The sequence below is a fragment of the Alicyclobacillus sp. ALC3 genome (assembly GCF_028751195.1).
Taxonomy (GTDB): Bacteria; Bacillota; Bacilli; order Alicyclobacillales; family Alicyclobacillaceae; genus Alicyclobacillus_L.
In genome coordinates this window covers 285,825-304,208 of the sequence record NZ_CP066784.1, presented here as the reverse complement: position 1 = coordinate 304,208, position 18,384 = coordinate 285,825, and the positions used below count along the sequence as shown (strand labels likewise).

The following is an 18,384-nucleotide window of genomic DNA, read 5'->3' as shown; positions in this document are numbered from 1 at the left end:
GACTGAGGATTCTCGTATACATGGCTGGAAAGCGAGGGGGCGGTATGCCCGCAATGGATACTGTGAATTGGTCGCGTGCGGTTGCCGACCGTGCGCGCTTCGTCGTGTCATCGTGGGTCTTTCACCTGTTTCTGTCAGGTGTCATTATTCTCGTAGTGTTTCTCCGTCCGCCCAATTTATTTTCAGGGGACACGGACACGGCTCGCAACTACCTCAACACCATCGTCTCTTCGCTGTCGACCATTCTGGCTCTGTGCATCTCCATTATTTTGGTCGCCATCCAGTTGACCGCTAGCAACTACACACACCGCGTACTGGACTTTTTCGTACGGTTGCCATATAACGCGTCACTATTCACTTTTTACCTGGTGACGATCATGCACAGTTTCTTCCTGATGGCAAAAATTCGTGACCCGGTCAACGACCCGTTGCCGCAACCGCTGCGACCGGAGATGAGCGCGGACCTTGTGCTCGTGATCATCTGTTTCATCAGCCTCATCATATATATGTACGCGGTCGTGCAGCTTCTCAAGCCGGAGCGTATCATCGGGCTCATCCTGCGTGATTTTGCCCGTGCTTGTCGTCGTCATCGCTGGCCATCGGCACTTGAAAACGTTGAGCAGATCTGCGATATAGCCAAGCGCGCCGCATCTGTCAACGACTCTGTGACGGGCCAGCGCTGCACAGAAGCAATGTTGTTCACGGCGACGACCCTCCCCGTACCTCAGTCGGAACAGGACCCGCTGCTGGCGGTACATAAGAGCGTCGTCGACCAATGGGTAGAGATTGTCGGTGTGGCCATTAAAGAGCGCGAAACGGGACTCCTGCACGGGGCACTCAACGCTCTTCACAAACAAGGTCACGCCTATCTGCAAGTGTGTGCCTGGCCCATCGCAGAACGAGTGGTGCAGGCGTACCGAGAGATTGTGTTTAGCCACCTGCTCATGGAAGGGCACACCTATTACGTTGAGGCAGTCGCAGACCGTCTGTATCAACTAGGGCTGTTCGCGGCCAGAACGAATGGGAGAGGGCGGACGTTTTGCCTGCGGACCTGGCAGGTCGTCCAGGTCATCGGCGAGAACGCGTTTCACGCTCAGCCTAGCACGGCGGGTACGTTGTTGGAAGGGTTTCTGATGCCGAACGAACTTGACGCGACGCTGTCTGCGCTTCCGGGTGACGACGCGTGGCAGGCGCTTTTAAGCTATCTGTCGCTGTGGAAGGCTTTTGTCCGTGTAGCCTCTGTCCAAGATGCAGCGCGCTTTTGCGCATGGTGGCAAACGCGCGCGCGGTATGTACCGAACGCGCGTGGGGTTTGGATACTCGCAGTCTTAATTGCGCTGCATGCCGATCGCAGGGACGTTGCTCGGACCTTGTGGTACGGGTGGCGTCTTCACCCTACTCAAGACGAGGTGACGCGTCTGCGCAGGGAGCTCGCGGCAAGGCAAGGCAATTTATTTGACGGTTGGCCCCTGCCGTCGCTCGAGCTTTTGGAGCAGGACGCCAAGCTGTGAGCGGTCGGGGCTGACAAACAGAGTTTTGTAGTGATCATACAAAGCGAGTCCGGGGCGCCCCCCAGATGGTTTCCACACGTGCTTTACCTGGGTACAATCAACCGGTACGTTCGCGGAGTCTCTGGCTTTGCTGAAATACGCGGCCAGTAACGCAGCCTCGTGCAGTGTCGAATCAGGCACAGGCTGCCCATTTGTCGAGATCACGACGTGCGACCCCGGGGCATCCTTTACGTGCAGCCAGATGTCTTCCGACTGGCTCCTGCGAAACGTCAAACGGTCGTTTTGTGCATTGTTTCGCCCGACGCGGATGGTCATGCCATCGCTGCTCACAAGCGCAGGGGCTTCCGAACGTCGGTCTGTCTTCGCGGCTTTTCCGCGTCCGTTTCTGCGGCGCGGCGCGCTGACGAAACCTTCTTTGACCAGTTCCTCCCGGATTTCCTCGAGTTCTGCAGGGCTCGCGTCCTGCAGTTGACTCCGGACGCCTTCAAGGTAGTCGAGGTCTTGCTTGGCTTGCGCGCGCTGTGACTCGAGAATCGGTAACGAGCGTTTCTTCTTACTGCTGTGTCGATAGTAGCGCTGTGCGTTTTCAATCGCACTCTGCCCAGGGTCGAGGATAATCGTGAGTGGACGTTCCTCATCGTAAAAATTCGGCAGCGTGACTTCTGACTGACCCTTGTCGACCGCGTGCGCGTAGGCTGTTAACAAGTCTGCTGCCATCCGCGGTGACTCATAGTCCTGGTTGTCCCTGAGCATTTGAGTCACTTTCTCGAGTTTGCCGCGCACTCGGTCAATTTGTTCCGCAACGCGGGCTGACAAGTCCGCTGCAAGATTGGACAGGCGCTGTTGCAGCATCATTTCCTTGTACAATGCGTCGAGCGCGCCGTCAAACGACGGCATCTCGAGCATCCCCGCATAGGACGTCAACGCAAACGGAGCAGCAGCGACAGCTCGCCCGAGTTCGTCGAGGCCGACCGAAGCAGGTTCTGTATCCGTTCGGACGGCGCAATCGAGTTGTAGTACAGCCGCGGCGACCCGGCTTGCGACAAGGTCGGGTCCGGCGCGGTAGAGCGCTTCGCGGGCTGTCGTGGGTCCCATCCCGGCAACGAGTCCACACAGCGTTCGAACCTGTTCTTTGGCTCCGAGTGCTGCAAGATTGAGCTTGGCGATGGCCACTTCATCAATCGCCGCTGCTGGTGTTCTCTGCTGAGGTGGGGCTTGTTCGTAGTCGACTCCTGGGAAAATTGGGCGGACGCGACTCATCTGCGAGGAAACGCGGACAATGCTGTCGACGACCTGGTCAGGTCGTCCGTTCTCGTCACTGGTGCACAACATGAGGTTGCTGTGTTTTCCCATCACTTCGAGCACAAGGACATAACGCACCAGGTCGCCAAGCTCGTTCACTGCCTCGACCGACAACTCGAGCACACGGTCCGTTCCTTGCTGTCGTACGCCCACAAGTCGCCCGGACTCCAGCCGCTTTCGCAGCAACATGCAAAACATCGGCGGTTCCTCTGGATTCCCAGGGCGCGTTCCGTACAGCGCGTGCGCGCGCGGAGCTTGCCGGTGTGCGGACAGGAGGAGCCTTTCACTCTCGCCACGGGTGCGGACCGTCAGAACGATGTCGCGTGCACTCGGTTGATGTATTTTTTCAATTCTTGCCGGCACGAGCCGTCTCTGCCACTCTTTTGCCAGCGCTGCGATGGCGAATCCATCCACACCGTTTCACATCCTTCTGACTTGTACCATGCGTTGCTTCGTTCTGCTATGCGTTCCAGCATGGTTCGTCAAGTTCCTTCTGAGTATAGCCACCCTGCCACATCTGAGCAATGGAGCGCGCGCTGCGGTTGGCTTGGACATTTTCGCGTGTGACCAAGCATAGAAATTACGAGACAAGTTGGTGTGAAGGGGTGGCTCCTGTGGAAAAGAACTGGCACTCGCTCGCCGTCAAGGACTGTCTCTCGCTGCTCGAATCGGCACCGTCCGGGCTCACCGAGGAACAAGTCCGACAACGACGAGCCAAACATGGTCTGAACCAGCTCGCCGAGGGGAAACAAGTGTCCCTCTTGACCGTTTTCTTCAATCAGTTTCGCGACTTCATGATCATCGTACTGATTGCAGCCACGCTCATTTCCGGACTGCTCGGCGAGTACACCGATGCCATCACGATTATCGCCATCATTGTTCTCAACGGCATTCTTGGGTTTGTACAGGAGGTGCGCGCGGAACGTTCCCTGTCCGCGCTGCGTGAACTGACCGCCCCGATGGCCCATGTCCGTCGAGACGGGCAGGTCGTCGTGGTGCCGGCTCGAGACCTCGTGCCTGGCGACGTTGTGTTGCTAGAAGGCGGTGACCGCGTCCCTGCGGACGGCCGCGTCATCCAGGTGTATGGACTCGACGTGGAAGAGTCTGCTTTGACCGGGGAGTCCGTGCCTGTGAGCAAACAGGCGAGCGCGTACATCGACCCAGTTTCAGCCCTCGGTGACCGCATCAACATGGTCTATATGGGGACGATGGTGACGCGCGGTAAAGCCGAGGTCCTCGTGACTGAGACAGGTATGAGCACAGAGATGGGGAAGATCGCGGACCTCATGCAGCAGTCCGAGGAGTCGCTCACACCGCTCCAGCAGCGTCTTGACCAACTCGGGAAGGTGCTCGTGTGGGTGGCTCTTGGGATTACTTTGCTGGTTGTACTTGCGGGTGTGCTGCACGGGCACAAGTTGTACGAAATGTTTCTGGCTGGCGTCAGCTTGGCGGTTGCAGCGATTCCCGAAGGTCTCCCGGCGATTGTCACGATTGCGCTTGCGCTTGGTGTACAGCGCATGATTAAGCGCAACGCCATCGTCCGCAAACTGCCATCTGTCGAGACCCTCGGTTGTGCAACCGTGATCTGCTCAGACAAAACTGGCACCTTGACACAGAACCGCATGACCGTCCAGCGCGTGTGGGCAGATGGAAACTGGTTCCGCGTCTCCGGGTCGGGGTATAACCCGGTCGGTGAGTTCGTGTTTGAAGACCAGCCCATCGCGCCCGCGAAACGACCAGTGCTGAAGACGCTGATCGAAATCAGCGCGGTGTGTAACAACGCAGTCATGCAACTGATGGAAGACCGCTCGGAGGGGGTGAACGAGTGGACTGTGCAAGGTGACCCAACGGAAGGCGCCTTGCTTGTGATGGCGAAGAAAGCCGGGTTCGAAGAACTTGACTCTGTATACGAACGGTTAGACGAGATTCCGTTTGACTCGGAGCGCAAGCTCATGTCGGTCTTGGTTAAGCGTGGCGAAGAGGTGTTCTTGTTCGTCAAGGGTGCGCCGGATGTGCTTCTGGAGCGCTCCATTCAAGTGTTCTCGAGCGGAAAAGAAGTCACGCTGTCGGCAAGCCTAAAACGACGTGTGACCGATGCCAATCAGCAGATGGCGCAAAGCGCGTTGCGCAACCTCGCCTTTGGGTATCGACGCTTCCCGAGTGTGGAGGCTGCCAAGCTCGCCACAGACCCCGAACAAAATTTGGTGTTCGTCGGGTTGACCGGGATGATGGACCCACCGCGGGAAGAGGTGTATGAAGCCATTGAAAAGTGTCACCACGCTGGTATCCGCACTGTGATGATCACGGGTGACCACCCAGAGACAGCTGTCGCCATCGCAAGACAGCTGAATATTCTCGATGCGACGGGAACGGCGCTGACCGGGCGCGAACTCGACACATTGTCGGAGACGGAGTTGACGGAGTGCGTCAAGTCAACGCGCGTGTTCGCTCGCGTCACGCCAGAGCATAAGCTGAAGATTGTGCGCGCGCTGCAGGTGCAGGGAGAAGTTGTTGCGATGACGGGGGATGGGGTGAACGACGCGCCGGCGATTAAGCAGGCGGACATCGGGATCGCAATGGGAATGACGGGCACAGATGTCGCCAAGGAGGCGTCTGCGCTCGTGCTCGGTGACGACAACTTCGCTACCATTGTCGCAGCTGTCGAGGAGGGACGCGGGATTTATGACAATATTCGAAAGTTCATCCGCTACCTGCTCGCGAGTAACGTGGGTGAAATTCTCACCATGTTTGTCGCCATGTTGGCAGGGTTGCCGTTGCCATTGTTGCCGATTCAAATTTTGTGGGTGAATCTGGTGACGGACGGTCTCCCGGCGATTGCCCTCGGTGTCGACCCTGCTGAAAGCGACATTATGAACCGACCGCCGCGCCCCGTCACGGAAGGCATTTTTGCTCGTGGGCTGTCCACGAAGATTATGAGCCGTGGCGTCCTCATTGGATTTGTCACACTGGCTGTGTTCTACTGGTCGCTCAAGCTGAACCCTGGTTCCATTGGGGACTTGGGCAAAGCGCAGACCATGGCCTACGCGACGCTGACGATGGCGCAGCTGATTCTGGTGTTTGACTGCCGCAGCGTAGACGGGGGCATCTTCAAGCGCAACTTCTTTGAGAATAAATGGCTGCTGCTGGCAGTGGCTTCGTCTGTGGCTCTGTTTTTGCTCACACTGTACGTACCGTCGCTGGCAGCGGCCTTTAAAACGGTTCAACTTGGTGGTCGCGACTGGTTGATTGTGCTTGTTGCCGCAGCAGTACCGACGTTTGCGCTGTCTCTACGCCGGGCCGGACGGAACGCGATTCGCCCTCACCCGAGCGCACGGGGTGTGACAACGCGGTGAGGTGATGTACTTCTGACCATCCCGCGAGGGGTCGCCTGTAGGCGACCCCTTTGCTGCCAAGCAGAACTTGTATGAGAACTAAGGTTCGAGTAGAATGAAGTCACGTTTGGAGGGCTGCACGTGCCGGTGCGCAGCATGACTGGGTTTGGCCGCAGTACTGTGGCGTTTGACGAAGGGACAGTCACGGTTGAACTGCGCGCCGTCAATCACCGGTTCGCTGAGTTCAGTGTGCGCATGCCGCGAGACTTGCTACGGCTCGAGGAGTCAGTGCGACAGGAATTATCGACGCACGTCGCAAGGGGGCGGCTAGATGTCTACGTGTCGGTCGATGCGACAGGTGCGGAGAGAAAGCGCGTCGCTGCCGACTGGGGACTGGTAGAAGCCTTGATGAGCATTGAAGCAGAAGCGAAGAGTCGCTACCCAGGACTACGGGACACTGTGCCTGTACCGCTTTCGGTGTGGTTGCAGCAGCCGGAAGTCCTGCGTGTTGAGTCCGGCGTAATCGACCCAAAACAGGTTGAGTCGGCGCTAGGTGAGGCAGTTCGCGTCGCTGTAGCGGACTTGATTGCAATGCGCACACGCGAAGGCACGCGACTTACACGGGACTTGGCGGCTAGGGTGGAACTGCTCGAAGGTGTGGTAGCGACTATCGAGACGCGCGCACCGCATGTCGTTTCCACCTTTCGCGACCGACTGCAAAAACGGTTGGCGGAAGCGCAAACAAGCGTCGACGACAGCCGTCTTGCTGCAGAAGTCGCCCTTATGGCCGATAAAGCAGCGATTGACGAAGAGTTGACTCGACTCACTGCGCACCTGCAGGCGTTTTCGGAGGCACTGGCGACAGACAGTCCGATTGGACGGAGACTCGACTTTATTGTTCAAGAGCTGCAACGTGAACTCAACACAATAGCTGCGAAAAGTTCTGACTTGGCGATTTCACAAGGCGTCGTGGAAGGCAAGACGATTGTCGAACAGCTGCGAGAGCAGGTTCAAAATATTGAATAGCGGAAGTCGTCGCAGATCCGGAGGGGATGGCGTGGGCATCAAACTGGTGAATATCGGGTTTGGCAACATTGTCTCTGCCGGGCGAATTGTCTCCATCATCAGTCCTGAGTCTGCGCCGATTAAGCGCATTGTCCAAGAGGCCAGGGAGAGCGGGATGCTCATCGATGCGACGTACGGACGCCGCACGAGAGCCGTGATCATCATGGACAGCAACCATATGATTCTTTCGGCTGTGCAACCAGAAACAGTAGCGCACCGCTTAATGTCAAGAGAACAGTTGCTTGACGATGACGAGTCATAGAAACCACATGCGCGGTGGAGTAGTTGCCGCGACGCTTGGAATAAGCACCTAGATGAGGAGGCCACTTTGATGTTGTATCCGTCCATTGATGAATTGGTTGAAAAGGTTGACAGTAAGTACACCCTAGTGGTAGCAGCAGCGAAACGCGCCCGTAAGTTGCAAGAGCGTAACATGGCGATGCCGGACTCTTCTACTACTAAGAACGTCAGCCGTGCGCTGTGGGAGATTTACGACGGAAAAATCCAATACGTCCGCACGCGAGACGGGATTAAGTAATTGACCCTGATAGGACTTTGAGTTGGCCTGTGCCTCTGCACAGGCCTGTTCGACTGATTCGGAGGTGGCGCGGATGGCGCAGACCGTCGTGCTCGGCGTCGGTGGCGGGATTGCGGCGTACAAGGCCGCTGCCCTGTGCAGTCTGCTGACGAAACGCGGTTACTCGGTGGAAGTCCTCATGACTGCGAACGCGACACGTTTTATTCAACCATTGACGTTTCAATCCCTCTCCAAGCACCCCGTGATTGTCGATACGATGAACGAACCAGCGCCGCAGGAAATTGCGCACATTGCGATTGCCGACCGAGCAGACCTGTTCGTAGTAGCGCCTGCAACAGCTAACCTGATTGGCAAGCTAGCGAACGGAATTGCTGACGACATGGTCTCAACCACTGCTCTAGCTGTAACCGCGCCGATGCTGATTGCGCCCGCGATGAACGTGCACATGCTCGCGCATCCGGCTGTACAGATGAACCTCGAAGTGCTGCGAGCGCGCGGGGCCGTGATTGTCGATCCCGGAAGTGGCCCACTCGCGTGTGGGTACACCGGCAAAGGTCGGCTCGCGGAACCCGAGGACATCGCGGACGTCATCGCTGCGCTGCTAGCCCGCAAGGTCGACTTGCAAGGTCGCTCAGTTGTTGTGACAGCTGGACCAACGGTCGAGGATATCGACCCGGTTCGTTTTCTCAGCAACCGCTCATCCGGCAAAATGGGGTACGCGTTGGCAGAAGCTGCTCTACTGCGCGGCGCAACCGTAACCCTCATCCACGGTCCAACGTCTCTGGCCCCGGTCGTGGGTGTGAAGATGGTGCCCGTGCGGTCCACCGAAGACATGCTTGGTGCTGTCCAAGCGGCCGTCTCGGCTGCCGATGTGTTGATTAGTGCGGCTGCGCCTGCAGACTTCCGGCCACGAGAGCGGTTGGAACATAAATGGAAAAAATCAGGCGGTACACCTACGCTGGAATTGGAGCCCACCCCTGATGTTTTGGGAACCGTCGCAGCGAACAAAACAGCCAACCAAGTCTTCGTCGGGTTTGCTGCGGAGACAAGGCAGGCGCTTGAGTATGGTCGGGACAAGCTTGTGCGCAAGAACCTCGACCTAGTCGTTGTGAACAACGTACTGGAGTCTGACGCAGGGTTCGGGGTTGATACCAACCGCGTGACGCTAGTCGGGCGCGACGAGGCGGACGAGATGTTGCCGCTGTTACCGAAGCACGAAGTGGCGAATCGCATCCTCGACAAGGTCGTCGACTTTTTCAATCAGGCGAATGAACAGCCATGAAAGCAGTGAGAAACGCACCCTGCACTAGAGGGTTCGGAAAGGCGGGTGTTCGCAGTGCCTTTGCTGGCACAGGTCATTGTCGACGTGCGGACCCGCGACCTCGACAAGCCGTTTGACTACCTTGTGCCTGAGCGTCTTCATGGACGCATTCAGGCCGGACACCGCGTTTATGTCCCATTTGCGCGGCAGCATGTCCAAGGCTTTGTACTTGCTGTGTGGCGCGAGGAACACCTCCATCGGGAACTCAAGGAAGTGGCAGCTGTGTTAGACGAGCTGCCGTTGTTTTCGCCAACGCTGCTCGAACTCGCCAAGTACATGCGCACCCGCACTCTGTGCACCTGGCTATCTGCGCTGCAGTCGATGGTGCCAGGTGCGTATCGAGCGCGTGGGGTGCGCCGTTACCTAGTGCGGGACGACGCTTTTCCTGTGCCCGTTGACGAGGCGGCAGACGAAGCGGTGCCAGACCGTGTTTTGTGGACAGCACTGCGCAGCGCACCGCTCAGTTTTGACGAGGTTGTCAAGAAGTTCGGACCGAGCGCCGTGTTGTCACTGGAACAAGGGTTACATGCTGGTTGGGTGTCAGAAGTGGTCGAGGCGCAAGACGTGGTGCGAGCTAAAATGGTGTCGACCTTGGAGTCGCCATTGTCGCGAGAGCAGTTGGCTGGGCTAGCAGCTGAAAGAGAGTCGCGGGCACCGAGGCAAGCTGCTCTGCTGCGCGCACTGTCCCAGGGATGGCCGCAGCCGGTCGAACTTCGGCAGTTAGGGCTGAGACCGTCGGATGCCGCAGTCCGCGCGGTCATCAGGGAAGGCTTTGCGGCGATCGGTCAGGTGCAGACCTACCGAGTTCCACTTGCAGCCGCATTGACTGACCACCACCCGCGTCGTGAGTTGACGACGTATCAAGCTCGGGCCGTGGAGGCCATTTTGCAGAAGCTCGACGAGTCACAGTCAGGCGAGGTGGGGGCCAGTGCTGTGAACTCGGTAGCGACCGCAAGGCTGCCGTGGATACCTCAAACCGGACAGCGTATCGCCCAGGGACTTGTGCTCAGCGGTGTGACAGGCAGCGGCAAGACGGAGGTCTACCTGCAGGTCATTGAAGAGGCGCTAAACAGAGGCGGGGGCGTTATCGCGCTCGTCCCCGAGATCTCGCTGACTCCGCAAATGGTTGCGCGGTTTACCAGTCGATTTGGCGATCAGGTTGCAGTGCTGCATTCGAGTCTCTCTGCTGGCGAGCGCCGCGATGAGTGGGAACGGGTGCGCCACGGTGAGGCGCGAGTCGTTGTCGGGGCGCGGTCTGCGGTGTTCGCGCCGGTTCAGTCGCTGTCCCTCGTGATTGTCGATGAAGCGCACGAAGCAACCTACAAGCAGGACGAGTCTCCACACTACGACGCTCGCGAGATTGCTTTGTGGCGCGCTTTCGCAGAGCACGCTGTCGTCGTGTTCGGCTCGGCAACCCCGTCAATGGAGCTGTTCCATGCGGCGCAAGTGGGGGTGCTCGGTTGGCTGACGATGCCGTTTCGTGTGGAACAACAAGCGATGCCGAAGGTCGCGATCGTAGATATGCGCGACGAGTTAAAAACCGGTAACGCGCATTTGTTCAGCACGGCTATGCGCGAAGGATTGGAAAGGGCAGTTGGCAGTGGGCGACAGGCACTCTTGTTTCTCAACCGCCGCGGTTACGCTTCGTTTGTGCTTTGTCGGCAGTGTGGCAATTCGGCACAGTGTCCAAATTGCGACATTGCGCTTACACTGCACCGACAGGGAGCGTCCGAATGGCTAGAGTGTCACTACTGTGAGTACCGCGAACCCTTCGCCGCTACTTGCACAGTGTGCGGGGAGGCGGCTGTTCGCCCGTTTGGGGTCGGAACGGAGCAGGTCGAGCAAGTCGTCCGCGAACTGTGGCCTACGTGGCGGGTGTTGCGAATGGACGTCGACACGACCCGGCGCAAGGGTGCGCACCATGAAGCTGTCGAGCAAGTCCTTGCTGGGAAGGTAGATGTTTTACTTGGGACACAAATGATCGCGAAAGGACTCGATTTCCCGAATCTGTCGTTTGTCGGCGTGGTTGCAGCCGACACGATGTTGAATCTGCCGGACTTTCGCGCTGCTGAACGAACCTACAGCTTGTTGACACAAGTGATTGGGCGAGCAGGGCGGACAGGAGTGCAGGGAGAGACAGTCATTCAGACATTTCGCCCTGACCACTTCGCTGTGCGTGCGGCGGCCCGACACGACATGTCCGGTTTTTACGCCGAGGAGATGGAGTTTCGCCGGACGTTTGCGTATCCGCCGTTTTGTGAACTGGCCGTGTTCGTTGCGAGCCATGAACAGGAACCCTACGCTCGAGGAGCCGCACAGCGTTTCGAACGAGAACTGCGAAGAGGCTTGCAGACCGAACAGGTGACCGTTCTACCTGCGGTTCCGTCCGGCATACGTCGAGCCAAAGGGCAATTTCGTTATCAAGTTGTGGTAAAGTATGTAGAGTGGGAACAGGTGCAAAGTGTGCTCCAAACCGCGCTTGACATGGTGTCGTCAAGGATGCGGGCACTTGGTGGACGGTGCACGCTGGATATAAATGCGTTGCGCATTTGAGGAGGAGTTGTCTCCGTGTCGATAAGAATCATCCGAACCGGCAAAGACCCGGTGCTGCGCCAAGTGGCCAAACCGGTGGCAACTGTGAACCGGGCGGTTGAAAAACTGTTGGACGACCTTGCCGAGACGATGTATCACGCAGAGGGTATCGGTTTGGCTGCGAATCAAGTGGGCATATTGAAGCGAGTTGTGGTAATTGACGTTGGAACCGGCCTGATTGAGCTGGTCAACCCGGAGATTGTCGAAAAGTCGCCCGAGGTCGATACCGATGCTGAAGCCTGCCTGTCGCTGCCTGGCCTGCGTGGAGATGTGCCACGGCCAAAACAGGTCACAATCAAGGCGCAAAACCGCCAAGGTGAAGAGTTTACGCTTGAGGCGGATGGGTTGCTGGCCCGTTGCGCTCAACACGAACTCGACCACCTCGATGGCGTCCTATTCATTGATTACTTGCGTCCTGAGCAAATCATCCGGGAGAGCGAGGGATCACGGCGCTGATGAGTGAGCCGGCTGCGCGTGTGTTGTTCATGGGAACCCCGGACTTTGCGGTTCCTGCACTAGAAGCGGTTGCGAAGGGGCCGTACGATGTGGTCGCGGTAGTCACGCAACCAGACAGGCCGCAAGGCCGCAGACGGGTTCTGACGCCGTCTCCGGTGAAACGGGCGGCACAAGCTCTGTCGCTGCCGCTTCTGCAACCGGACAAGGTGCGCCGCGATGGGGCGCTAACCCAGATTGCTGCTCTTCGCCCTGATGTTTTGGTTACGGCCGCTTATGGACAAATTCTGCCGCAGCGGCTGTTAGACATTCCTCGCCTAGGGTGTATCAACATCCACGCGTCACTGTTGCCGCGCTGGCGAGGGGCTGCTCCGATTCATCGAGCGCTGTTGGCTGGCGATGCAGAGACTGGCGTGACACTCATGGAAATGGTCGCGGCACTTGATGCCGGCCCCATTTTAAGCGCCCGCGCCGTACCAATCGAGTTAGAAGACAATGTGGGTTCCCTGCACGACCGACTAGCTGCCCTCGGCGCGCAAATGCTTGTCGAGTTGTTGCCGGAGTACGTGAGCGGGCGAGTGAAAGCACAACCTCAGCCGGACATCGGTGTGACGTACGCGAAGCAGCTTCACCGCGATGACGAGTGGATCAACTGGGCCAACCGCGTGGCCGTGGTACATGACCACATTCGCGGCCTGTCGCCTTGGCCGGGCGCAGCGGCAAAGCTGCGTGGCGCCGACTTCAAAATATGGGCTGCCAGACCGATTGTTGATTCTTCACTTGGCACACCAGAGTTGCCAGGCACTTTGCGGCTGAACGGGCGGCAAGTGCTTGTTTCCTGTCTTGATGGTTGGATTGAACTGAACAGTCTTCAACCTGCGGGTCGAAAGGCAATGACCGCTGACGACTGGGCACGGGGCGTAGACGCTGACGGTTTGCGGTTTTCGTCGCTAGAGCCGACCACCGACAAAGGTGGTGCGCAAAGTTGATTGGAGCGGCTCGGCAGTGGGCCTCTGACATCCTCTACCGCGTTGAGACAGACCGCAGTTATGCCAACCTCAGCCTTCAAGAAGCGCTTCGCAGGGCGCAGCTGTCACCGCGTGACAAGGCGTTGTGCACGTTGCTCGTGTACGGAACCTTGCAGCGACAGCGCGCCCTTGACGCTGTTTTACAACAACACTCTCGACAGCCGCTGACGAAGTTGAATCTCCGGGTGTTGACAATTTTACGGATGACTGCTTACCAGGTGCTGTATTTGGACAAAGTGCCTCCATACGCGGCTGTGAACGACGGTGTGGAACTTTGCAAGAAGGCACAGCCCAAAGCTACTGGATTCGTCAATGCGGTTGTCCGTTCCTTGCTTCGAGATGGCCGCTCAGTGGAAGACCGGCTACGCGCGCTGTCGGAAGGTAAACCGTGGGCCGAGCAGGTCGGGCTCCGGTTGTCGTATCCGACTTGGCTGGTCGCGCGCCTGGCTGAAGTCTACGGCCGGGATCGAACGGAAGCAATATTGGCAGCTGGCAACGAAGCAGTGCCGTTGTCGGTGCGCGTCAACTCGTTGCGGACAAGCCCGGAACACGTCATCGAGCGCCTGCGCGAAATGGACGGACAAGCGTCGCTCTCGCCTGTGTCTCCGGACGGCATCAGACTTTCGCGCGGGCTCGACGTCGGAAGCTGGGACGCCTGGCTCGATGGAGAAGTAACCGTGCAGGATGAGGGGGCCATGCTGATTGCGCCGTTGCTGCAACTGACTGAGCAGATGCAAGTCCTCGATTTATGTGCGGCTCCCGGTGGCAAGACGACGCACATTGCAGAACTTCAGCGTGATAAGGGGCAGATTACCGCCGGTGACATTCATCCGCACAAGTTGCGTTTAATCGAGGAATCTGCGCTGCGGCTACAGTTGCACACCATTGCGGTGGAAGCGCTCGACGGCCGGGCAGTGTCGCTGCGAACTGAGTGGTTAAACCACTTTGACGCTGTTCTCGTCGACGCACCGTGCAGTGGTTTTGGCGTCCTTCGGCACCGCCCCGATGTTCGGTGGCAGCGGTCGAGTGATGATGTCGAAGCGCTAGCGAAGTTGCAGACGGAGTTGCTGTCAGCCGCCATTGACGTGGTGCGACCGGGTGGCGTGGTCGTCTACTCCACGTGCACACTGTTGCCCGAGGAGAACGAACAGGTCGTTGAGGCAGTGCTAGAGCGGTGGCACGGTGAAGTAGTGTGTGATGACTTGCACAGCGACCTGCCTGCTGCAGTGGCGCCGCTCGTCGCCCGCAACCGACTGTTTCCGGACGCGCTCTTGACGCCAGAACAGTTCGGAACCGATGGATTTTATATGGCTCGGCTGAGAAAAAAGGAGAATGTTCATGCGTCACCTGTATGACCTGCGTAAGAGCGAACTGGTCGCTTGGCTCAAAGAGCGCGGTGAACCGTCATACCGTGCACTACAACTGTTCGGATGGCTCTATCAGAAGCGAGTGCAGTCCTTTGACGAGATGACGAACTTGCCGAAGAAATTGCGCCAGGAACTCGAGACAGAGGGGCAGACCGCGACATCCGAAGCAGTGTTGCGACAGGTATCAAAAATCGACGGAACCGTGAAGTTTCTTTTGCGTTGGTCGGATGCGGTTACAGTCGAAACTGTCCTCATGCGCCACGACTACGGCAACAGCGTCTGTGTGTCTACTCAGGTTGGCTGCAAAATGGGTTGTACGTTTTGCGCGTCCACGCTCGGTGGGATGATCCGGCAAATGACTGCCGGCGAGATGGTGGAACAATTGCTGTACAGTCAGCGTCTTTTGGACGAGACGAATGAGCGGGTGTCGTCTGTGGTGCTCATGGGCTCAGGTGAACCGATGGACAACTACGATGAGGCTATGAAGTTTATCGACATCATTAACGACCCGAGTGGGCTCAACATTGGTCAGCGCCACATCACCATTTCCACAGTCGGGATGGTGCCGGGGATCATCCGGTTGGCTGACGACGGCAGACCCATTACGCTTGCTGTGTCACTGCATGCTGCAAACGATCAACTGCGCAGTTCGATGATGCCAGTCAACAAGGCCTACCCGCTTGCGAAGTTGATGGACGCGTGTCACTATTACTGTCAAAAGACAGGTCGACGTATTAGTTTTGAATACGCACTTGTCGGTGGCAAAAATGACTCGCTTGATGACGCGCGCGAACTTGCAGCGCTCATCGCAGACCTGCCGAGTCACGTCAATCTCATTCCTGTCAACTATGTGCCCGAGCGTAACTATACACGGACACCGGTTGAACAAATTGATGCCTTCGCAGCGGAACTGCGACGACTCGGGGTGAATGCGACAATTCGGCGTGAAATGGGTCACGACATTTCGGCGGCATGTGGACAACTTCGCGCTGAACACGCGGGCAGGCTGTAAACTGGCACATGACGGGTGGAAGCTGCTTTGACACTTGTCAGTCAGCTGACCAAAGCAGCGGTGGAACCGGAGGGGAATTCATGAGATATGCCGCGAGAACGCATATCGGACGAGTTCGGCAAATGAACCAGGACTGTTTCATGGCCCGGGTGGATTCTACGCCTTGGAAACTCCTGGTTGTTGCGGACGGGATGGGAGGAGCTTCCGCGGGAGAAGTTGCCAGTCAACTGGCAGTCGGAACTGTGGTGGACTCCTTGGATGAATACCTCGCGCAGGAACTCGACGACCCGGCAGAGGTGTTGCGGGCAGCGATTTTTGTTGCGAATGACCGCATCTGGAAGCTTGCGCAGGAAGTAGATGCCTACGCTGGTATGGGAACAACTGTTGTCGCAGCGCTGGCGAATGAGTCCTTGGTGGTGTTTGCCCACGTGGGTGATAGCCGAGGCTACTTTTGGCATGCTGGAGAACTGGTGCAAGTCACAAGTGACCACTCTCTGGTGGCAGAGCTTGTGCGGCGAGGGCAGTTGACCGAGGCCGAGGCACAGCATCATCCACAACGAAACATCGTCACACGGTCGCTTGGCACACTTGCATCCAACCAGGCAGACGTGCGCACCGTCGAGTGGCAACCGAGTGATGCGCTGTTGCTCTGTTCTGACGGACTCTCTAACTTGGTTTCGCATGAGGAACTCGCAAAATTTCTTGAAGTCGTGACAGGAGCCGACAGCCAGCAGGTCATGGAGCACGAGGCAGACCGTCTGCTCCACCTCGCCCTCGAGCGCGGCGCTCCCGATAACATCACCCTGATTGTTGCTGTCCATGCACCAGGGGGTGAAGGAGCGTGACAAAACGCCTTGGTGGACGTTATGAGCTGCAGACAGTCATCGGCGGCGGCGGCATGGCGATCGTCTATAAAGCAGTGGACACCCTGCTTGACCGCACTGTTGCAGTCAAGATGTTGCGCGCTCAGTACGCTGGTGATGAGGAGTTTGTGAATCGGTTCCGCCAGGAAGCCCAATCAGCTGCTCGGCTGTCACACCCGAATATCGTGAATTTGTACGACGTCGGGATGTCGGACGGAGAGTACTACATCGTCATGGAGTACGTAGATGGCCCGACACTGAAAGACTTAATCCGTGACCGTGGACCTCTGCCTGTGCATGAAGCGCTTGACATCACCGAGCAGATTTGCGACGCGCTGGCCCACGCGCATGACCACAGAATTATTCACCGCGATGTGAAGCCGCACAACATCCTCATCACACAGCGTGGACAGGTCAAGGTGACGGATTTTGGTATTGCGCGTGCCGTGACAGGCAACACCATCACTCACCACAACGACACGTCTGTCCTCGGCTCTGTGCACTATTTCTCGCCGGAACAAGCGCGTGGCGCAACAGTGAGCGCGAAGAGTGACATCTATTCACTCGGTGTGGTGATGTACGAGATGCTCACGAAGAAGCTGCCGTTTTCCGGGGATTCCCCCGTGAGTGTTGCGCTTAAACACTTGCGTGAGGATTTTGTTGAACCGCGGGAACTGAACCCGTTGATCCCGCAAAGTGTGGAGAACATCATTTTGCGCTGTTTGGTGAAATCCCCTGACTTGCGGTATGCGGACATGCGCGCGGTAAAGGCGGACTTATTGACGGCGTTGATTCACCCTAACTTGCCGAAATTTCGCGTTCCGAGCGATGCGATTGACGAAACGATCAGCATTCCAGCTGTCGGCGGCCGGATGCGGGCAACGGAATCTGAACGTGAAGACAACGACGAAGAATCTGAGGAGGAACTTACACCTCCGTCGCGGCGGCGGCGGGTCTGGCGGACCCTGATGTGGATTGGCATTGTCCTGGCAGTGCTCGTCGTCGGCGTGCTCTCCGCATATTACATTGTCATGGGCATCGCTCAAGTGCCCAATGTCAATCTGCCCAATGTAGTCGGGCAACCCCAGGCTAAGGCGGTCGCTCTGATTGAGAAGGCGGGGATTCCGCAGACTCAGATTCACGTTCAGGACGCTTTTAACTCACAGCAACCGAAGGGTTACGTCTATTCACAGAACCCGACAGGGCCGCAACAAGTCAAAGAGACGCGCGACATTCAACTGTACGTCAGCGACGGTGCCCACAAGATTCAGGTGCCTGACTTGGCGGGGATGCCGGCAGACCAGGCGAAATCGACACTGAGCAGTGACGGTTTCTCGAATGTGACAGACAACACAGTACAGAGTGTGAGCGTCGCAGTCGGCGATGTCGTTTCGTCCAATCCACCAGCAAACTCGATGGTCACTCCGAATACGCACATTGTGTTGAACATTAGCCAAGGTGCTGAGACGCAGGTGCCGAACGTGTATGGGAAGACCGTGGCACAGGCAACACAGATCCTGCAAAACGCGCATCTTGCTGTGGGCCAAGTGACACAAATTCAGTTTGCTGCGCCGAATGGGACAATCGTCAAGATGTTCCCTTACAATCCGGGAGATACGGTCCCTGCCGGTACATCAATTGACCTGTGGGTGGCTAGTAATTCCGCTGGCAATAGTCCCGGCAATTCGACCGGCAACAGCACCGGAGGATCAACCACCAACTCTACCGGGGCGTCGCTTGATAATCTGCCGCCGAACACGCATGTGCGCCCAGTCACAATCAAAGTGGCAGACCCGAGCGGAAATCCCGTCGTGGTACAAATCATCAAGTCGGACGCAGTGTCGCAGAACGAACAGGTCGTCAGCCAAACCATTACGTCGACTTCAACGTGGAACATCACCATGTACTTGACGCCGAACTCGCAAGGCGAGATTCAGGTTTATGAGAACGGCAAGCTCCAGCAAGATTACCCCGTCCAGTACTGAATGGTGAGAACAGGA

At 57.5% G+C, this 18,384-nt stretch carries 14 protein-coding genes; 13 read left to right on the top strand and 1 reads right to left on the bottom strand.

The genetic code is table 11. From position 1 onward, the window contains the following. The first annotated feature begins 20 nt into the window (after nt 1-20). Nucleotides 21-1,511, top strand: a complete 1,491-nt coding sequence (locus JC200_RS01405) for a DUF2254 family protein (protein WP_274434400.1) — start codon at nt 21-23, stop codon at nt 1,509-1,511. Here the strand turns inward: JC200_RS01405 and JC200_RS01400 are convergent. Further along, nucleotides 1,452-3,227, bottom strand: coding sequence for an Rqc2 family fibronectin-binding protein (locus JC200_RS01400; protein WP_274434399.1), 1,776 nt, complete (start codon nt 3,225-3,227; stop codon nt 1,452-1,454). The genes JC200_RS01405 and JC200_RS01400 overlap by 60 nt on opposite strands. A gap of 200 nt (nt 3,228-3,427) precedes the next feature. Between JC200_RS01400 and JC200_RS01395 the strand changes: the two genes are divergently transcribed. The 12 genes from JC200_RS01395 (at nt 3,428) to pknB (ending at nt 18,369) form a co-directional block, all read left to right on the top strand. Beyond that, nucleotides 3,428-6,166: a calcium-translocating P-type ATPase, SERCA-type gene (locus tag JC200_RS01395; RefSeq protein ID WP_274434398.1), complete on the top strand. Its 2,739-nt coding sequence runs from the start codon at nt 3,428-3,430 to the stop codon at nt 6,164-6,166. Nucleotides 6,167-6,286: 120 nt separating this feature from the next. Continuing rightward, nucleotides 6,287-7,171 (top strand): YicC/YloC family endoribonuclease, encoded by an 885-nt coding sequence (locus JC200_RS01390; RefSeq protein ID WP_274434397.1) that lies wholly within the window; start codon nt 6,287-6,289, stop codon nt 7,169-7,171. Nucleotides 7,172-7,202: 31 nt separating this feature from the next. Then, complete coding sequence (remA, locus tag JC200_RS01385; protein WP_274434396.1) at nt 7,203-7,472, top strand: extracellular matrix/biofilm regulator RemA; 270 nt, start codon at nt 7,203-7,205, stop codon at nt 7,470-7,472. Nucleotides 7,473-7,541: 69 nt separating this feature from the next. Further along, a complete protein-coding gene (gene rpoZ / locus JC200_RS01380; RefSeq protein ID WP_274434395.1) occupies nt 7,542-7,748 on the top strand; it encodes a DNA-directed RNA polymerase subunit omega in 207 nt (68 codons plus the stop codon). Between the two features lie 73 nt (nt 7,749-7,821). After that, nucleotides 7,822-9,030, top strand: a complete 1,209-nt coding sequence (gene coaBC / locus JC200_RS01375) for a bifunctional phosphopantothenoylcysteine decarboxylase/phosphopantothenate--cysteine ligase CoaBC (RefSeq protein WP_274434394.1) — start codon at nt 7,822-7,824, stop codon at nt 9,028-9,030. A 54-nt stretch (nt 9,031-9,084) separates the two neighbouring features. Next, nucleotides 9,085-11,622 carry a replication restart helicase PriA gene (gene priA, locus JC200_RS01370; RefSeq protein ID WP_274434393.1) on the top strand — a complete coding sequence of 846 codons (2,538 nt, stop codon included), beginning with the start codon at nt 9,085-9,087 and terminating at the stop codon, nt 11,620-11,622. Between the two features lie 15 nt (nt 11,623-11,637). Continuing rightward, entirely contained in the window at nt 11,638-12,117 is a 480-nt protein-coding gene (gene def, locus JC200_RS01365) for a peptide deformylase (protein ID WP_274434392.1), read from the top strand. After that, a complete protein-coding gene (fmt, locus tag JC200_RS01360) occupies nt 12,117-13,103 on the top strand; it encodes a methionyl-tRNA formyltransferase (protein ID WP_274434391.1) in 987 nt (328 codons plus the stop codon). Before def ends, fmt begins: the two co-directional genes overlap by 1 nt. Then, complete coding sequence (gene rsmB / locus JC200_RS01355) at nt 13,100-14,497, top strand: 16S rRNA (cytosine(967)-C(5))-methyltransferase RsmB (protein WP_274434390.1); 1,398 nt, start codon at nt 13,100-13,102, stop codon at nt 14,495-14,497. The genes fmt and rsmB overlap by 4 nt, the downstream gene beginning before the upstream one ends. Next, complete coding sequence (rlmN, locus tag JC200_RS01350) at nt 14,481-15,521, top strand: dual-specificity RNA methyltransferase RlmN (protein ID WP_274434389.1); 1,041 nt, start codon at nt 14,481-14,483, stop codon at nt 15,519-15,521. Before rsmB ends, rlmN begins: the two co-directional genes overlap by 17 nt. A gap of 80 nt (nt 15,522-15,601) precedes the next feature. Next, a complete protein-coding gene (locus JC200_RS01345) occupies nt 15,602-16,366 on the top strand; it encodes a Stp1/IreP family PP2C-type Ser/Thr phosphatase (protein WP_274434388.1) in 765 nt (254 codons plus the stop codon). Then, nucleotides 16,363-18,369: a Stk1 family PASTA domain-containing Ser/Thr kinase gene (gene pknB / locus JC200_RS01340; protein ID WP_274434387.1), complete on the top strand. Its 2,007-nt coding sequence runs from the start codon at nt 16,363-16,365 to the stop codon at nt 18,367-18,369. Before JC200_RS01345 ends, pknB begins: the two co-directional genes overlap by 4 nt. Nucleotides 18,370-18,384: the final 15 nt, after the last annotated feature.

Excerpts from the sequence above, each read along its gene's own strand:
- JC200_RS01405 (WP_274434400.1), top strand. The coding sequence starts at position 21 with ATGGCTGGAAAGCGAGGGGGCGGTATGCCCGCAATGGATACTGTGAAT.
- rpoZ (WP_274434395.1), top strand. The coding sequence starts at position 7,542 with ATGTTGTATCCGTCCATTGATGAATTGGTTGAAAAGGTTGACAGTAAG.
- coaBC (WP_274434394.1), top strand. The coding sequence starts at position 7,822 with ATGGCGCAGACCGTCGTGCTCGGCGTCGGTGGCGGGATTGCGGCGTAC.
- fmt (WP_274434391.1), top strand. The coding sequence starts at position 12,117 with ATGAGTGAGCCGGCTGCGCGTGTGTTGTTCATGGGAACCCCGGACTTT.
- rlmN (WP_274434389.1), top strand. The coding sequence starts at position 14,481 with ATGCGTCACCTGTATGACCTGCGTAAGAGCGAACTGGTCGCTTGGCTC.
- JC200_RS01345 (WP_274434388.1), top strand. The coding sequence starts at position 15,602 with ATGAGATATGCCGCGAGAACGCATATCGGACGAGTTCGGCAAATGAAC.